At 75.1% G+C, this 17,293-nt stretch carries 1 protein-coding gene and 1 pseudogene; one reads left to right on the forward strand and one right to left on the reverse strand.

Going from position 1 to position 17,293, the window contains the following annotated elements; translation table 11 throughout:
* Nucleotides 1–10,431 (forward strand): annotated as a pseudogene (locus tag NYF13_RS15625) (type I polyketide synthase); the annotation flags it as partial.
* 687 nt (nt 10,432–11,118) lie between these two features.
* Here NYF13_RS15625 and NYF13_RS15630 read toward each other — a convergent pair.
* On the reverse strand, nt 11,119–17,265 hold the full coding sequence (locus tag NYF13_RS15630; RefSeq protein WP_315657539.1) for a type I polyketide synthase: 6,147 nt from the start codon (nt 17,263–17,265) through the stop codon (nt 11,119–11,121).
* Between the last annotated feature and the right edge of the window lie 28 nt (nt 17,266–17,293).

Consider the following 17,293-nt stretch of genomic DNA (forward strand, 5'->3'; position numbering starts at 1 on the left):
ATGACCGAGGACGACAAGATCCGCACGTACCTGCGCCGGGTCACCGCGGAGCTCCAGCAGACGCGCACCCGGTTGCAGGAGGAGAAGGCCCGCGCGACCGAGCCGCTGGCGATCATCGGGATGGGCGCGCGGTTCCCCGGCGGCGCGGACACCCCGGAGAAGCTGTGGCAGCTGGTCGCCGACGGCGTCGACGCGGTCGGCGGGTTCCCCCTCGACCGCGGCTGGGACCTCGCCTCGATCTACGACCCCGACCCGGACGCGCCCGGCAAGACCTACACGAACCAGGGCGCGTTCCTGCCCGAGGCCGGCGCCTTCGACCCCGCGCCGTTCGGCATTTCGCCGCGCGAAGCCGAATCGATGGACCCGCAGCAACGGCTGCTGCTCGAAACCTCGTGGGAGGCGGTGGAAAACGCCGGTATCGACCCGCTGTCGCTGCGCGGCACCGGCACCGGCGTGTTCGTCGGCGGCAACGCCATCGAGCACACCACCCTGCTGATGAACTCCCCGCGCGACCAGGGCTACGCGCTCACCGGCGGTTCGAGCAGCGTGCTGTCCGGCCGGGTCTCCTACACGCTCGGGCTGGCCGGGCCCGCGGTCACCGTGGACACCGCGTGCTCGTCGTCGCTGGTGGCCCTGCACCTGGCGGCCCAGACCCTGCGCAACGGTGACTGCACCCTCGCCCTGGCCGCCGGTACCGGCATCCTCGCCACGCCGTCGGCGTTCATCACCGTCTCCCGCCAGCACGGCCTCGCCGCCGACGGGCGTTGCAAGGCGTTCTCCGCCGACGCGGACGGCACCGGCTGGGGCGAAGGCGTCGGCGTCCTGCTCGTCGAACGGCTTTCCGACGCCCAGCGGCTCGGGCACCCGGTGCTGGCCGTGCTGCGGGGCAGCGCGATCAACCAGGACGGCGCGTCCAACGGCCTGTCCGCCCCGCACGGCCCGGCCCAGGAAGCCGTGATCCGCGCCGCGCTGGCCAACGCGGGCCTGCGACCGTCCGATGTGGACCTGATCGAGGCGCACGGCACCGGTACCTCGCTCGGCGACCCGATCGAGGCGCAGGCCGTCCTGGCCACCTACGGCCAGGACCGTGCCGAGCCGGCCTGGCTGGGCTCGCTCAAGACCAACATCGGCCACACCCAGGTCGTCTCCGGGGTCGCCGGGGTGATCAAGGTCGTGCACGCGATCCGCGAAGCCGTGTTGCCCCGGACGCTGAACGTCAGCGAGCCGACCCCGGAGGTCGACTGGTCGGCGGGCAACGTGCGGCTGCTCACCGAATCCCGGCCGTGGCCCGGCCACGGCCGTCCGCGCCGGGCCGGCGTCTCGTCGTTCGGCATCAGCGGCACCAACGCGCACGTGATCATCGAGCAGGCCCCGGTCGAAGCCGAGCCGGCGCCGGAAGCGCGGCCGGAGCCCGCGGTCGTGCCGTTCGTGCTGTCGGGCGCGTCGGAGCAGGCGCTGTCGGGGCAGGCGCGGCGGCTGGCCGCGCACCTCGCCGCCGAGCCGGCCGCGGGCCTCGCCGACGTCGGGTTTTCGCTGGCCACTTCGCGGGCCGAGCTGGAACACCGCGCCGTCGTGGTCGGTTCCGGTCGCGACGACCTGCTCGCCGGGCTCGACGCGGTGGCCGCCGGACGGCCGGACCCGCGCGTCGTCGCGGCCGCGGCGGGCAAGCCGAAGGTCGCCTTCGTCTTCCCCGGGCAAGGGGCGCAGTGGGCCGGCATGGGCCGGGAGCTGTGGGACAGCTCGCCGGTCTTCGCCGACTGGATGGGCCGTTGCGAAGAAGCGCTGGCGCCGTACGTCGACTGGTCGCTGCGCGAGGTCGTCGAGCGCGGCGAATTCGACGGCGTCGACGTCCTGCAGCCGGTGTCGTGGGCGATCGTCGTGTCGCTCGCGCAGCTGTGGCGCTCCTACGGCGTCGAGCCGGGCGCGGTCGTCGGGCACTCGCAGGGCGAGATCGCCGCCGCCGTCGTCGCCGGGGCACTGTCTCTCGAGGACGGCGCGCGCGTCGTGACGCTGCGCAGCGCGATCGCCGTCGAGACCATGGTCGGCCGCGGTTCCCTGGCCGCGGTGGCGGTGGGCCGCGAAGAGGCCGAGCGCCGGGCGTCGCCGTGGGCCGGGCGCCTGTCGGTCGGCGCGAGCAATGGCCCGGCCGCGACAGTGGTGGCCGGCGAGGCCGCGGCGGCCGAAGAGTTCGTGGCCGCCTGCGTCGCCGACGGCATCCGGGCCCGCACGATCCCCGCCACTTTCGCGTCGCACTGCGCGCAGGCCGACGTCATGCGCGAACCCGTGATCGAGGGACTGCGCGAGCTCAAACCGTCCACTTCGGACATCGCGTTCTACTCCACCGTCACCGCCGACCGGTTCGACACCGCCGGGGCGGACGCCGGGTACTGGTTCCGCAACCTGCGCGAGCCGGTCGAGTTCGCGGCCACCACCGAGCTGATGATGACGCGCGGCTTCTCCGTGTTCATCGAGGTCAGCCCGCACCCCGTGCTGGCCATGCCGTTGCGGGACGTCGGCGACGCCGCCGACCGCCCGGTCGTCGCGGTCGGCTCGCTGCGACGCGACGAGGGCGGCCTCGACCGCTACTTCCGCTCGCTGGCCGAAGCGTTCACCGCCGGGGTGCCCGTGCGGTGGGCCGGCGCGTTCCCCGGCGCCCGCCGCGTCCCGTTGCCCACCTACGCCTTCGACCACCGGAACTTCTGGCTGACCCCCGAGCCGCTGCAGGTCGCCGAGGACCCGCTTTCCCGCGAGTTCTGGGAGAAGGTCGAGAACGCCGACGTGACCGGGCTCGCCGCCGAGCTGAGCCTGCCCGCCGAGGGCGCGCTCGACGAACTGGTGCCGGCGCTGGCCGCGTGGCGGCGGCGCGGCCGCGACCTGGCGGAGATCGACGGGTGGAGCTACCGCGCCGAATGGCGGCCGGTCCCGGTCGCGCCCGGCGCGGTGCTCGACGGCCACTGGCTGGTGCTGCTGCCCGAAGACCCCCAAGACCCCGAAGACCCTGAAGACGTTGACGGCACAGCCGTGCTCGACGCGCTGGCCGACGCGGACGTCACGACCCTGAGCGTGTCCGGTGCCGCCGACCGCGAGTCGCTCGCGGAGGAGCTGTCTCGCTTCGAGGACGTCGCCGGCGTGCTCTCCCTGCTCGCGCTGCGCGAAGGCCGTGAGCACGACGTGCCGCGCTCGGCCACCGGTGTCCTGCTGACCGCGCAGGCCCTCGCCGACGCGGGCCTCGACGCCCCGCTCTGGTTCCTCACCCGCGGCGCCACCGAAGCGGGCGAACCGGCTCAGGCCTGGGCGCTCGCGCAGGTCGCGGGCCTGGAACGGGCGGCTGCCTGGGGTGGCATCGTCGACCTGCCCGCCGACTGGGACGGCCGCGGGCTCGTCGAGGCGCTCACCTCGGACGAGGACCAGCTCGCGCTGCGTCCCGGCGGGATCTCGGCCCGGCGGCTGGTGCACGCGCCGCTGTCGCTCACCCCGCCGGCCCGCACCTGGCGGCCGCGCGGCACGGTGCTCATCACCGGCGGGACCGGCGGCATCGGCGCGCACCTCGCCCGCTGGGCCGCCGCCGAAGGCGCCGAGCACCTGGTGCTCACCAGCCGCCGCGGCGGGCAGGCCCCCGGCGCCGCCGAACTGGTGGCGGAGCTGGGCGTGCCGGTCACCGTCGAAGCCTGCGACGTCGCCGACCGGGACGCGCTCGCCGCCGTGCTGGCCCGTATCCCCGCCGACCGGCCGCTCACCGCCGTCCTGCACACCGCCGGGGCCACCCTGGGCTACCGCGAGCTGGCCGACACCACCGTCGCCGACCTCGCCGAGGTCGCCGCGGGCAAGGTCGAGGGCGCCCGGCACCTCGACGAGCTGACCGCCGGGCTCGAGCTGGACGCGTTCGTGCTGTTCTCCTCCGGTGCGGCGATGTGGGGCAGCGCCGGGAGCGCGGCCTACGCGGCGGCGAACGGGTTCCTGCACGGGCTCGCCGCCGACCGCCGCGCGCGGGGCCTGCCCGCGACCGCGATCGCCTGGGGCGCCTGGCAAGGCGGCGGCATGTCCACCGGCGACACCGCGGAGGTGCTGGGACGCATCGGCTTCGGCATGATGGCGCCGGAACCGGCGATCACCGTGCTGCGCCGGGCCGTCGAGCGCGACGAGACCGTGCTCGCCGTCGCCGAGCTGGACTGGGAGCGGTTCGCGCCGAGCTACGCGATGTCCCGCCGCCGCCCGCTGCTCGACGCCATCCCCGAAGCCGTGCGGGCGCTGGAAGGCGGCGCGGAAGCCGAGACGGAGACGTCGCTGCGGGACGCGCTCGCCGGGCTCGACGCGGCCAAGCGCCGCGAGCACCTGATCGGTCTCATCCGGGCCGAAGCCGCCGCCGTGCTGCGGATCGGCTCACCCCAGGACGTCGGGCTCACCAAGGCGTTCCAGGAGATGGGCGTCGACTCGCTGACCGCGATGGAGCTGCGCAACCGGCTCCAGACCTCCTCCGGACTGCGCTTGCCCGCGACGCTGCTCTTCGATCACCCGACCGTGCGGGAACTGGCCGCCGAGCTGGACACGCGCCTCGGCGGCGCCCGCGCCGAAGCGGCCGTGGTCACCGGGCCGGCCACCGACGCCAGCGATACCACCGCCACCGACCCGATCGTCATCGTCGGCCTGGCCTGCCGGTTCCCCGGCGGGGTCACCGAGCCCGACGACCTGTGGCGGCTGGTCGCCGAAGGCCGCGACGAGATGGCCGGCTTCCCGACCGACCGCGGCTGGGCGGCGATGACCGCGCAGCCCGGGATCACCTACACCGAACGCGGCGCGTTCCTCTACGACGCCGGGCTGTTCGATGCGGGCTTCTTCGGGCTGTCGCCCCGCGAGGCGATGGCGATGGACCCGCAGCAGCGCGTCCTGCTGGAGTCGTCGTGGGAGGCGCTGGAACGGGCCGGCGTGGACCCGACGTCCTTGCGCGGCAGCCGGACCGGCGTCTTCGTCGGCGGCACGACCCAGGAGTACAGCGCGCTCACGATGAACTCGGCGGCCGCGCTCGGCGCCGGGTACGCGCTCACCGGCACCTCCGGCAGCGTGCTCTCGGGCCGCGTCTCCTACGTCCTCGGCCTGGAGGGGCCCGCGGTCACCGTGGACACGGCGTGCTCGTCGTCGCTGGTGACCCTGCACCTGGCCGTGCAGTCGCTGCGCTCCGGCGAATGCGATCTCGCGCTGGCCGGCGGGGTCACGGTCATGTCGACGCCCGGCGTCTTCGCCGAGTTCTCCCGCCAAGGCGGGCTCGCCGGGGACGGCCGGTGCAAGTCCTACGCCGACGGCGCCGACGGCACCGGCTGGGGTGAGGGCGTCGGGATCGTCGTCGTGGAGCGGCTTTCCGACGCCCGCCGCCACGGCCACGACGTACTCGCCGTCGTGCGGGGCTCGGCGATCAACTCCGACGGCGCGTCCAACGGCCTCACCGCGCCCAACGGACCGTCGCAGCAACGGGTCATCCGGTCCGCGCTGGCCGCGGCCGGGCTGGCGCCGTCCGATGTGGACGTCGTCGAAGGGCACGGCACCGGGACCGCCCTGGGCGACCCGATCGAGGCGCAGGCGCTGCTCGCTACCTACGGCCAGGACCGCGAGACCCCGGCGTACCTCGGCTCGGTGAAGTCGAACATCGGCCACACGCAGTACGCCGCGGGTGTGGCCGGGGTGATCAAGATGGTGCTGGCGATGCGGGAGGGCGTCGTCCCGGCGACGCTGCACGCCGGGCAGCCGACCTCGCAGGTGGACTGGTCCGCCGGAGCCCTCGAAGTCGTCGCGGAGCAACGGGCCTGGCCCGAGACCGGACGCGTGCGCCGTGCGGGCGTGTCGTCGTTCGGGATGAGCGGCACCAACGCGCACGTGATCCTCGAAGCCCCGGATGAGCCTCCGGTCTTCGAACCCGCCGGGATGGCGGCTCCGGTGCCGCTGGTGGTCTCCGGCCGCGGCCCGGAGGCGGTGGCGGCCCAGGCCGAGCGGCTCACGGCCTTCCTCGACGCCCACCCCGGCCTGGCACCGGCCGACGTCGCCTGGTCGCTGGTGTCGTCCCGGGCCCGGCTCGAGTGCGGGGCCGTCCTGCGCCCGGGCGATGGCCCGTACGCGGTGGAGAGCGCGGTCGAAGGCGACCTGGGCTGGATGTTCACCGGCCAAGGCGCCCAGCGCCCCGGCATGGGCGCCGAGCTGTACGACGAGTTCCCCGTCTTCGCCGAGGCCTGGGACGAGGTCGTGGCGCAGTGGCCCCCACCGGTGCTCGGCGCCTGGGGCCTGGCCGAAGTCGCCCAGGGGATCGAAGGCGGTCCGGCGTCGCTCGCCGGGGACACCGACCAGACCGGGTTGGCGCAGCTGCTGTTGTTCGCGTTCGAGGTCTCCCTCGCGCGGTTGCTGGAGTCGTGGGGCGTGCGGCCCGGGGTCGTGGTCGGGCATTCGATCGGGGAGCTGGCGGCGGCGTGTGTCGCGGGAATCTGGTCGGTCGCCGACGCCTGCCGGGTCGTGGTCGCTCGGGCCGGGCTGATGCAGGCGCTGCCGTCCGGTGGTGTCATGTGGACGGTCGGCACCGGCGAGTCCGAGGTGGCCGATGTGCTCGGTGATGGTGTGTCGCTGGCGGCGGTGAACGGGCCCGCTTCGGTCGTGTTGTCCGGAGACGCGGAATCGGTCGGCCGGGCCGTGGAAGTGGTGCAGCAGCGGGGTGTGTGGGTGCGGCAGTTGCGGGTGTCGCATGCGTTCCACTCGCCGTTGATGGCGCCGATGCTGGACGAGTTCCGGGCGGTGGTCGAGTCGGTGGAGTTCCGGGAACCGGCCGTTCCGCTGATCGCCACCGGTGGTGGCCGGGCGGAGGTGACGAACCCGGAGTACTGGGTGGCGCAGGTGACCGGCACCGTCCGGTTCGCCGTGCCCGAGCTGGGGACGTGGCTGGAGATCGGGCCGGCGCCGGTGCTGAGCACGATGGTCGACGGGCTCTCCGCGGTCAAGGGCCCGCAGTCCGAAGTCGCCGACCTGACGGAGACCCTTGGGCGGGTGTGGCTGCGCGGCCACGACGTGGACTGGGCGGCGGTGCTGCCCGGACGTCGCCGGGTGGACCTGCCCACCTACGCCTTCCAGCACCGGCACTACTGGCTCGACGCCCCGATGGCTTCGGCCACGCCGCCGGGCATGGCCGCCGTGGCGCACCCGCTGCTCTCGGCGTCGCTGGCGCTCGCGGACTCCGGCGCGGTCGTGCTCACCGGCCGGCTCGACCCGGCCGCCCAGCCGTGGCTCGCCGAACACGTGCTGGCGGAGACCCCGCTGCTGCCCGGGACCGCCTTCGTCGAACTGGCCCTGCAAGCCGCGCTGCACACCGGGTGCGACACCGTCCTCGACCTGACCCTGCCCACCCCGCTGGTGCTCGCGTCGGCGGTCGACGTGCAGGTCAGCGTGGACGCGCCGGACGAACGCGGGCAGCGGGCGGTCGCCGTCCGCGGCCGGTCGGCCGGGGAACCGTGGACGCTCCACGCGTCCGCCACCCTGGGCATCGACCGGGACGGCGCGCCAAGCGCGGGAGCCGAAGCCTGGCCGCCGCGCGACGCCGAGGAGATTTCGCTCGGCACGCTCTACGAAGACATCGCCGCGAACGGCGTCGACTACGGCCCCAGCTTCCGGGGCCTGCGCCGGCTGTGGCGGCACAAGGGGGTCCTCTTCGCCGAGGTCGACCTCGGCGACCGGCTCGGCGGCGACGGCTTCGGCCTCCACCCGGCCGTTTTCGACGCGGCGCTGCAGCCGCTCGGGCTCGGCCTGCTCGGCGCGGGCGAGCCCGGCCGCGAAGCGGTGCCCGCCGGGCTGCCGTTCGTGTGGACCGGCGTCCGCCTCCACCGCACCGGCGCGACGTACCTGCGTGCGCGGATCAGCCCGTTCGGTGACGACGGCGCGTCGGTCGTGCTGACCGACGCCGACGGCGACCTCGTCCTGTCCGTCGATTCGCTGGTGCTGCGCGCGCCGGCCCCGACCCAGGCCGCGCCGCCGCTGTACCGGCTGGACTGGCCGGTGGCCGGGATCGCCGGTCCGGCACCGTCGCGGGTGGCGATCACCGGTGACGGCTTCGGCGAGCTGGCCGCCCGGCTGCGGGACGGTGGCGTGGAGGTCTCCGGCGCCGCGGAGGTCGTGGTGGCCGGCTGCCTCGGCGGGGCCGGTCCGGAGGCGGCGCACGCGGCCACCCGGCGCGTGCTGGACGTCCTTCGGGACCACCTCGGCGCCGGCCGGACCGAGCGGCTGGTGGTGGTCACCTCCGGGGCGGTCGCGGCCGGTGACGGCGACGTCGCCGACCTGGCGGCCGCGCCGGTGTGGGGGCTCGTCCGGTCGGCCCAGAACGAGCACCCCGACCTGGTATCCATTGTGGACGTCGACGGCAGCGAGGCGTCGTACGCGGCGCTGCCCGCGGCGCTCGGCTCGGCCGAAGCGCAGCTCGCCCTACGGGACGGCGTCGCCCAGGCGCCGCGGCTGACCCGGCTCGTCGAAGACCCCGGCGGCCCGGCCGCGGAATTCGACGCGGCCCGCACGGTCCTGGTGACCGGTGCGGGTGGCGCGCTGGCCGGCCTGCTCGCGCGGCACCTGGTCGTCGGACACGGCGTCCGGCACCTGCTGCTGGCCGGCCGGCGCGGCCCGGCCGCCCCCGGCGCCGCAGACCTCGTCGCCGAGTTGACCGCCCTCGGCGCGCAGGTGCGGGTCGCGGCCTGTGACGTCGCCGACCGGGCGGCGCTGACGGACCTCCTCGCTTCGGTCGACCCGGCGGCGCCGCTGGGCGCGGTCGTGCACACCGCGGGCGTGGTGCGCGACGGCCTGGTCGCGACGATGACCGACGAGCGGCTCGCCGAGGTGCTGCGGCCGAAGGTCGACGCGGCGTGGGCGCTGCACGAGCTGACCGCGGACCTCGACCTCTCGGCGTTCGTGCTGTTCTCTTCGGCGGCGGGCGTGCTCGGCAGCGCCGGGCAGGGCAACTACGCGGCCGCGAACGCGTTCCTGGACGCGCTGGCGTTCCGGCGGCGGGCCGAAGGACGGCGGGCGCTGTCCCTGGCGTGGGGCTGGTGGGACCTGGACACCGGGCTGGCCGCCGGGCTCGGCGAGCAGGACCGCGACCGGATGCGCCAAGGCGGCCTGCTGCCCTTCGACGCGGCGCGCGGCCTGGCGGCGTTCGACAGCGCGTGCGCGGGCGCCGAGCCGGCACCCGTCCCGATCCGGCTGGACCTTACCGGGGCGGGCGACCGGGTGCCGCCGGTGCTGCGGGCGCTGGCGCGGCCGAAACCCCGTCCCGCCAAGGCGCACACGGGTCTGCGCGACCTGCCGGCCGAGGAGCGCCACGACGCGCTGACGGTGCTGGTGCGCACGGAGGTCGCGCGGGTGCTCGGCCACGACGACGCCGAGGGGATCGGTGCCCGGACGTTCCCCGAGCTCGGCTTCGACTCGCTGACGTCGGTCGAGCTGCGCAACCGGCTCGCCGAGGCCACCGGCCTGCGGCCGGCGCCGACGGTGGTGTTCGACCACCCGACCGTCGCGGCCCTGGTGGCGGCGCTGGAGGCGGACCTCGGTGAGGCGAAACCCGAGACCCCGCAACCGGTGCCCGACACCGCCGTGGCCGACAGCGTCGAGGTGCTCTACCGCGAAGCGTGCGAGACGGGCCGGTTCGACGTCGCGGCGAAGCTGCTCACGATGTCGGCGGCGTTGCGCCCGGTGTTCACCGCGGACGAGGCGGACGTCCCGGGCCCGGTCCCGGTGCGGCTGGTGTCCGGGTCGGGACACCCGCCGATCATCGGCATCCCGTCGACGTCGGTGTGGTCGACCGACCAGGAGTTCGTCAGCCTGGTCGGCGCGCTGCGCGGGCAGCGCGACGTGTGGTCGCTGATGGTCCCGGGCTTCGTCGGCGGCGAGCGGGTGGCCGCGGACGTCGACGCGCTCACCGGCTACCTGGCGGCCCGGATCGCCGAGCACGCGGGCGGCGGGCCGTTCGTGCTGGCGGGCCGGTCCTCGGGTGGTTCGGTGGCCCACGCGGTGGCGCGCCGCCTGGAGGCGGACGGCCACGGACCGGCGGCGGTGGTCCTGCTGGACACGTACTTGAGCGGCGCCCCGCAGACGGCGTACATCATGCCGGTGATGGAGCAGCGGTCCCTGGAGCTGGAACAGGACTTCGGCCGCATGAGCGGCGTCCGGCTCACGGCGATGGCGGCGTACTTCTCGATGTTCGAGACGTGGCAGCCGGAACCGCTGAAGGCGCCGACGCTGCTGGTCCGGGCGAGCGAGTGCTTCGGGCGCGAGGCGGGGGAGGAGCCACCGGCGGCGGAGTGGCAGACGCAGTGGCCGATCCCGCTCGACGTGGTGGACGTCCCCGGCCACCACTACAGCATGATCGAGCAGCACGCGGACGTCACGGCGACAGCGATCCACGAGTGGCTGCTGCGGCAGTGAACGAAATCGGTGTGGTCCCTCGCGAGGGACCACACCGATTTCCCGCTACACAGGACGAAGGGCCCTAGGGCGTGTCCTCGACCGGTGTCGCGTGGAGGGACTGGCCGAGACGGTATGGGCGGTGGAAGACGGTGTGCCACCGGTTCTGGCGCTGGTCACGCACCGGGACCCTGTCCGCGCTGGTGGCGAAGGTGCACGTTCTCGCCGAGGCGATCGACGAACTCGACCGGGAAGTGCCGGTGGATGCGGGCATTGTGCGGGCGTATCAGCACGCCGCCGGTGTCCGCCGTGCATCGGTTCCCCACCCAGGGGGCGAGCGGGTCCTGCGGCGGGCAGAGCGAGGGCCACCCGGCGACCCGGACCCAGCCGACGAGGGCCACTCCAGCCCGGCCATCCGCTCCGCCCTGCGCCGACGCCACATCCCGGCAACCACCCCCGAACGCCGGAACCAGCAAGCCAACCGGCTACGCCGGGACCGGGCCGGTGGACGCCCACCGACCTTCGACCGCGTCGCCTGCCAACGCCGACACGTTGTCGAGCGCTGCGTCAACCGCCTCACGCAGTTCCGCGCCACCGCCACTCACTTCGACAAGACCACCACCTCCCATCGGAGCATGATCGGCCTGGCCACCCTGCTCTTCTGGCTTCGAGGAAGGGCCCTTGCCGGATGGCAAGGGCCCTTCGCGCTCACTGCGGCTCGCGGGCCGTCATCGCCATGCGTACGAGATCGGCCGCAGTCATGCTCGAGATGTCCGCCGCCGGGGCCGCCGGTTGCGCGGTCTGGCCCGTGACCGAGCGGCCCAGCTCGACCAGCGCGTCGAGCAGCCCCGCCGCGCGCAGGCGGGCCACCGGGATCGTGCGCAGCAGCTCGCGGATCTCCTCGTCCGGGTCCGCCGGGCGGTCCACCGCCTCCGCCGGGACCAGCTCGGCCGCCAGGAACGCGGCCAGGACCGTCGGCGTCGGGTAGTCGAACGCCAGTGTGGCCGGCAGCCGCAGCTTCGTCGCCGCGGCGAGGCGGTTGCGCAGCTCCACCGCCGTCAGCGAGTCGAAACCCAGTTCGCGGAACGAGCGATCCGAAACGACCTGGTCGGCGCCGTCGTGGCCGAGCACCGCCGCCACCTGGGCGCGCACCAGCGCCACCAGCTGCTCCTGACGCTCCGCCGCGGGCAACGCCGCCAGCCGGTCGGCCTGGGACTCCGCGACCACCGCGACCCGGCGCCGCGGGGCACGGACCAGGTCGGCCACCAGCGGGCCGCCCGGTCCGCGCGGGTCCAGCCGCGCCGGGACCAGCACCGGCCGGGACGCGCGCCACGAGCGGTCGAACGACGCCAGCGCCTCGTCCGTGGCCAGGCCGGGACCCGCCGCCGCGGTCGTCATCGCGCTGCGCTCCTGCCACAGCCCCCACGCCAGCGACGTCGCGGGCAGCCCGAGCGCGTGCCGGTGCTGGGCCAAGCCGTCCAGGAACGCGTTCGCCGCCGCGTAGTTGCCCTGGCCCGGGTTGCCGAACGTCGCCGCCGCCGAGGAGAACAGCACGAACAGCCGCAGGTCCAGGTGCTCGGTACGGCGGTGCAGGGGCCACGCACCGTCCACTTTGGGCTTGAGCACGGCGTGCAGTTTCTCCGCAGTAAGGCTTTCCACGATGCCGTCGTCGAGGACGCCCGCCGCGTGGACGACGCCGGCGAGCCGGTGCCGGCTCGTGATGCCGTCGATCGCCGCGGTGAGCGCCGGCTCGTCGGCGACGTCGCAGGCCACCACGGAGACGTCGGCCAGCCCGGCCAGTTCCTCGGGCACCGGACCGCCGCGGCGGCTCAGCAGCGTCACGTGCCGCAGGCCGGACTCCGTGACCAGGTGCCGCGCGAGCAGCGTGGCCAGCGTGCCGGTGCCGCCGGTGATCAGGACCGTCTCGTCCTCGGCGAACGCGGGGTCGATCCGCAGCACGATCTTGCCCACCACGCCCGCCTGGCTGAGCACGCGGAACGCCTCGGGCGCCTCGCCCACGTCCCGGACCGTGACCGGCGGCGGTGCCAGCACGCCGGCTTCGAACAGTTCCACCAGCGTCGCCAGCATCTCCGCGATCCGCTCCGGGCTCGCGTCGGCCAGGTCGAACCGCTGGTAGACCACGCCCGGGTGCGCGGCCGCGACCTCGCCCGGTTCGCGCGGGTCGGCCTTGCCCATCTCGACGAACCGGCCGCCACCGGGCAGCAGCCGCAGGGACGCGTCCAGCAGCTCCCCGGTCAGCGAGTTCAGCACGACGTCGACGCCGGGCGCGAACGCCGTCTCGAAGTCCGCCGTGCGCGAGTTCGCCACGTGCGCCGGGTCGAGCCCGGCTTCGGCCAGGTGCGCGTGCTTGGCCGGGCTCGCCGTGCCGAACACCTCGGCGCCCAGGTGCCGGGCGAGCTGGACGGCGGCGCCGCCGACCCCGCCCGCGGCCGCGTGCACCAGGACCTTTTCCCCGGCCTGCAGCCCGGCCAGGTCGACCAGTCCGTAGTACGCGGTGAGGAACACGATCGGCACGGCCGCGGCGCGCTCGAACGACCACCCGCGCGGGATCCGCGCGACCCGGCGGTGGTCGGCGACCGCGAGCGGACCGAACGCGCCGTCGAACATGCCCAGCACGGCGTCACCGGGTGCGAAGGCGGTCACACCCGGGCCGGTTTCCACCACGACGCCCGCGCCTTCGCTGCCCAGGTTCGCCTCGCCGGGATACATGTCGAGCGCGATGAGCACGTCACGGAAGTTCAGCCCGGCCGCGCGCACCGCGATCCGGACCTCGCCCTCGGCCAGCTCGCGGGCGGCCTCCGGCGCGTCGACCGCGGCGAGGTTGCCGAGCGTGCCGCGCGCGGTGGTGTCCAGCCGCCAGCCGCCGTCCGGGACGGTCAGCGCCGGTCCGGTGAAGCGGTGCAGCCGCCGCACGTGGGCGCGGCCCGCCCGCAGGGCGACTTCCGGCTCACCCTCGGCCAGCACGAGCGGGGCCGCCGGGTCGTCGGTGTCGACCAGGACGATCCCGCCCGGGTTCTCCGCCTGGGCACTGCGGATCAGCCCGGTGACGGTCGCGTGCGCGGGGTCGGTCGCCTCGCCCGCGGTCACCGCGGTGGCCGACCGCGTGACGACGACGAGCTGGGGTCCCGAAGGCGAAGCGAGCCACGCCTGCACCTGGTGCAACGCCCACTCCGCTGCGTGATGCGCGTCCGCGACCGGGTCGCCACCGGGCTCGGGCGCGAACGCCACGACGGCGTCGCCCGGGACGGGCACCACGGCGCCGGTGAGCACCCAGTCCGGCTGGAACACACTGTCGGAGGTGGGCAGCGCGGTCGCCGGGCGCAGCGTCACCCCGCCGATGCTGAACACCGGTGCGCCCGACGCGTCTTCGGCGCGCAGCCCGTTCGCACCGCGGCTGAGGCGGACCCGGAGCGCCCGCGCGCCCGCGGAGTGGATCCGGACGTCGGTGAACTCGAACGGCATCGCCGCGCCCCCGGGCCCGTCGAAGAGGGCGAGGCCGTGCAGGGCGGCGTCCAGCAACGCCGGGTGCACCGCGTAACCGTCGTCGGACGGGGCGGCCAGGACGATTTCGGCGAGCACGTCGTCGCCGTCCCGCCACGCCTGGCGCAACCCCTGGAACGCGGGCCCGTACTCCAGCCCGCCCGCGCGCAGCCGCTCGTACAGCCCGGTGACGTCGATCGGCTCGGCGTCGGCGGACCGCGGTGCCAGTGGCGGCGCGGACGCCGGATCGCCGGCGAGGACACCGGTGGCGTGCGACGTCCACGGCTCTCCCGCGCGGTCCGGGCGCGAGGACACGGTGATCGCCCGTTCGCCGTGCTCGTCCGCCGCGCCGACGGCGAGCTGCAAGCGCACCGCGCCGCTTTCGGGCAGCAGCACCGGCGCCCGCAGGGTCAGCTCCCGCACGACGTCGCAGCCGAGCTGCCAGCCCGCCCAGCAGCTCAGTTCGAGCAGCGCCGCGCCGGGCAGCAGCACCCGGCCGGCCACCGCGTGGTCGGCCAGCCAGGGGTGCGTCGCGACCGAAAGCCGGGCCGTCGCGACGAGGCCACCGTCTTCGGCGAGCTCCAGCGAAGCACCGAGCAGCGGGTGGTCGGCGGGGTCGAGACCGGCCGTGCGGACGTCACCGGTACCCGGCCGCGCGTCGAGCCAGAACCGCTGGTGCTGAAACGGGTACGTCGGCAGGTCGGCCCGCCGCCCGGCCGGTACCGGGAACTCGGCGGGGGTGCCCGTCACGTGCGCCTCGGCCAGCGACAGCAGCGCCCGGCGCAGGTCGCCTTCGCCGCGCCGGAGCGTCCCGACCGCGCAGACCTCGGTATCGGCGTCGTCCGCGGTCTCGTGCACCGCCGAGGTGAGCACCGGGTGCGGGCTCGTCTCCACGAAGGTGCGGTGGTCTTCGGCCAGCAGCGTCCGCACCGCGTCGGCGAACCGCACGGGCTCGCGCAGGTTGCGGTACCAGTAACCGGCGTCGGCCCGTGCGGTGTCCATCAGCTCGCCGGTGACCGTGGAAAGGAACGGCACCGCGGAGGTGACCGGCTTGATCCCGGCCAGCAGGTCCCGCAGTTCGGCCTCCAGGACCTCGACGTGCGGGGAGTGCGACGCGTAGTCCACCGCGATCCGCCGGGCCCGGACGTCCGTCCCGGCGCAGTGCGCGAGCAGCTCGTCCGCCGCGTCGGCGTCGCCGGAGACGACCGTGCTGCTCGGGCTGTTGCGCCCGGCGATGCCGAGCCGTCCGGCCCACGGTTCGAGCAGCTTCGCCACGGTGTCCGCGTCGGCCGCGACGGAGATCATCGCGCCGGCGCCGGACAGCTTCGCCCGCACCAGCTTCGCGCGCGTGACGACGATCAGCGCGCCGTCGGTCAGTGAAAGCCCGCCCGCGGCGCACATCGCGGCCACCTCGCCCTGGGAGTGCCCGACGACCGCGGCCGGCCGGACCCCGCAGGAGCGCCACCACGCGGCGAGCGACACCATCACCGCCCACAGCGCGGGCTGCACGACGTCGACGCGCGCCAGCAGCGGGTCGTCGGCGTCCCGAGCCAGCACGTCGGTCAGCGACCAGTCGACCAGCGGTGCGAGGGCCTGCGCGCACTCGTCCAGCGCTTCGGCGAACGCGGACGACTCGGCGGCCAGCGCCCGGCCCATGCCCGCCCACTGCGAACCCTGGCCGGGGAAGACGAACACCGCGCGCCCCTCGCGGCGGCGGCCGGTCACCACGGACGGATCGGGTGCGCCGTCGGCCAGCCGCTGGAGACGCCGGGCCAGTTCTTCGGCGCCGGAAGCCACGACCACGGCCCGCTCCTCGAAACGGGATCGTTGGCGCAGCAGGGAATGCGCGAGATCGACCGGGGGAGTGTCCTGTTCGGACAACCACGCGCGGAGCTGCTCCGCCTGCGCGCGCAATGCCGGTGCGGTGCGGGCGGAGAGCACGAACGGCAGCGGCCCGTCCTGCGGCGTGGCCGCCGGAATCTCCGCCTCGGGCGCCTGCTCGAAGACGGCGTGGGCGTTCGTGCCGCTCACGCCGAACGACGAGACGGCGGCGCGGCGCGGGCGTCCGGCGTCCGGCCAGGGGATCGTTTCGGTCAGCAGCCGCAGCGTGCCGGCCGTCCAGTCGACGTGCCGGCTCGGCTCGTCGACGTGCAGGGTCTTCGGCAGCACAGCGTGCCGCAGCGCCAGGACCACCTTGAGCACGCCCGCGATGCCCGCCGCGTACTGCGTGTGGCCGACGTTGGACTTCACCGACCCCAGCCATACCGGCTCGGCCCGGTCTCGGCCGTAAGTGGCGAGCAGGGCCCGCGCTTCGATCGGATCGCCCAGCGTCGTGCCGGTGCCGTGCCCCTCCAAGAGGTCGACGTCCGCGCCGGTCAGCTCGCACGCCGCGAGCACCTGCTCGATCAGCCGCCGCTGCGACTGCCCGTTGGGTGCGGTGAGGCCGTTGGACGCACCGTCGGAGTTGATCCCGCTGCCGCGCAGCACGGCCAGCACCGGGTGCCCGAGCCGCTGGGCGTCCGACAGCCGTTCGGCCACGACGACCCCGACGCCTTCGCCCCAGCCGGTGCCGTCGGCGGCCTCGGCGAACGCCTTGCAACGGCCGTCGCCGGCCAGCCCGCCCTGCCGCGAGAACTCGCCGAACGCCGCGGGCGTCGCCATCACGGTGACCCCGCCGACCAGCGCGAGGTTCGCTTCGCCGCGCCGCAGGGATTCCGCGGCCAGGTGCAGCGTCACCAGCGACGACGAGCACGCCGTGTCGACGGTCAGTGCCGGGCCTTCCAGCCCGAGCACGTAGGCCACCCGGCCCGACAGCACGCTGGCCGAGGTCCCGGTCAGCAGGTGCCCGTCCTGGGCGTGCTCGGACGCGGCGAGCAGGCCGCCGAACTCCTGCGACGTGCCGCCGAAGAACACGCCGGTGCGGCTGCCGCGCAGCGTGTGCGGGTCGATCCCGGCCCGTTCCAGCGCCTCCCACGACACCTCCAGCAGCAGCCGCTGCTGCGGGTCGGTGGCCTGGGCCTCGCGCGGGGAGATGCCGAAGAACCCGGCGTCGAAGTCGCCGGGGGCGTCGAGGAACCCGCCGAGCGCGGCGCGGGCGCCCGCGTCCTCGCCGTATACGTCGGCGACTTCCCAGCCACGGTCGGCGGGGAACGGCGTGAGGCCGTCGACGCCGTCGCGGACCATCCGCCACAGGTCGTCCGGGCTCGTGACCCCGCCGGGGAACCGGCAGCCCAGCCCGACGATCGCGATGGGCTCGCGGGCCTTCTCCTCGGTTTCGGTCAGCTGACGGCGGAACCGGTGGGCGTCGGCGACGGCGCGGCGCAGGTACTCGCGCAGTTTGTCCTCTTCGGACATTCGGGGTGGCTCCTCGCTCGTTCCGGGG

This window comes from Amycolatopsis sp. PS_44_ISF1 (assembly GCF_032335455.1).
GTDB lineage: Bacteria > Actinomycetota > Actinomycetes > Mycobacteriales > Pseudonocardiaceae > Amycolatopsis.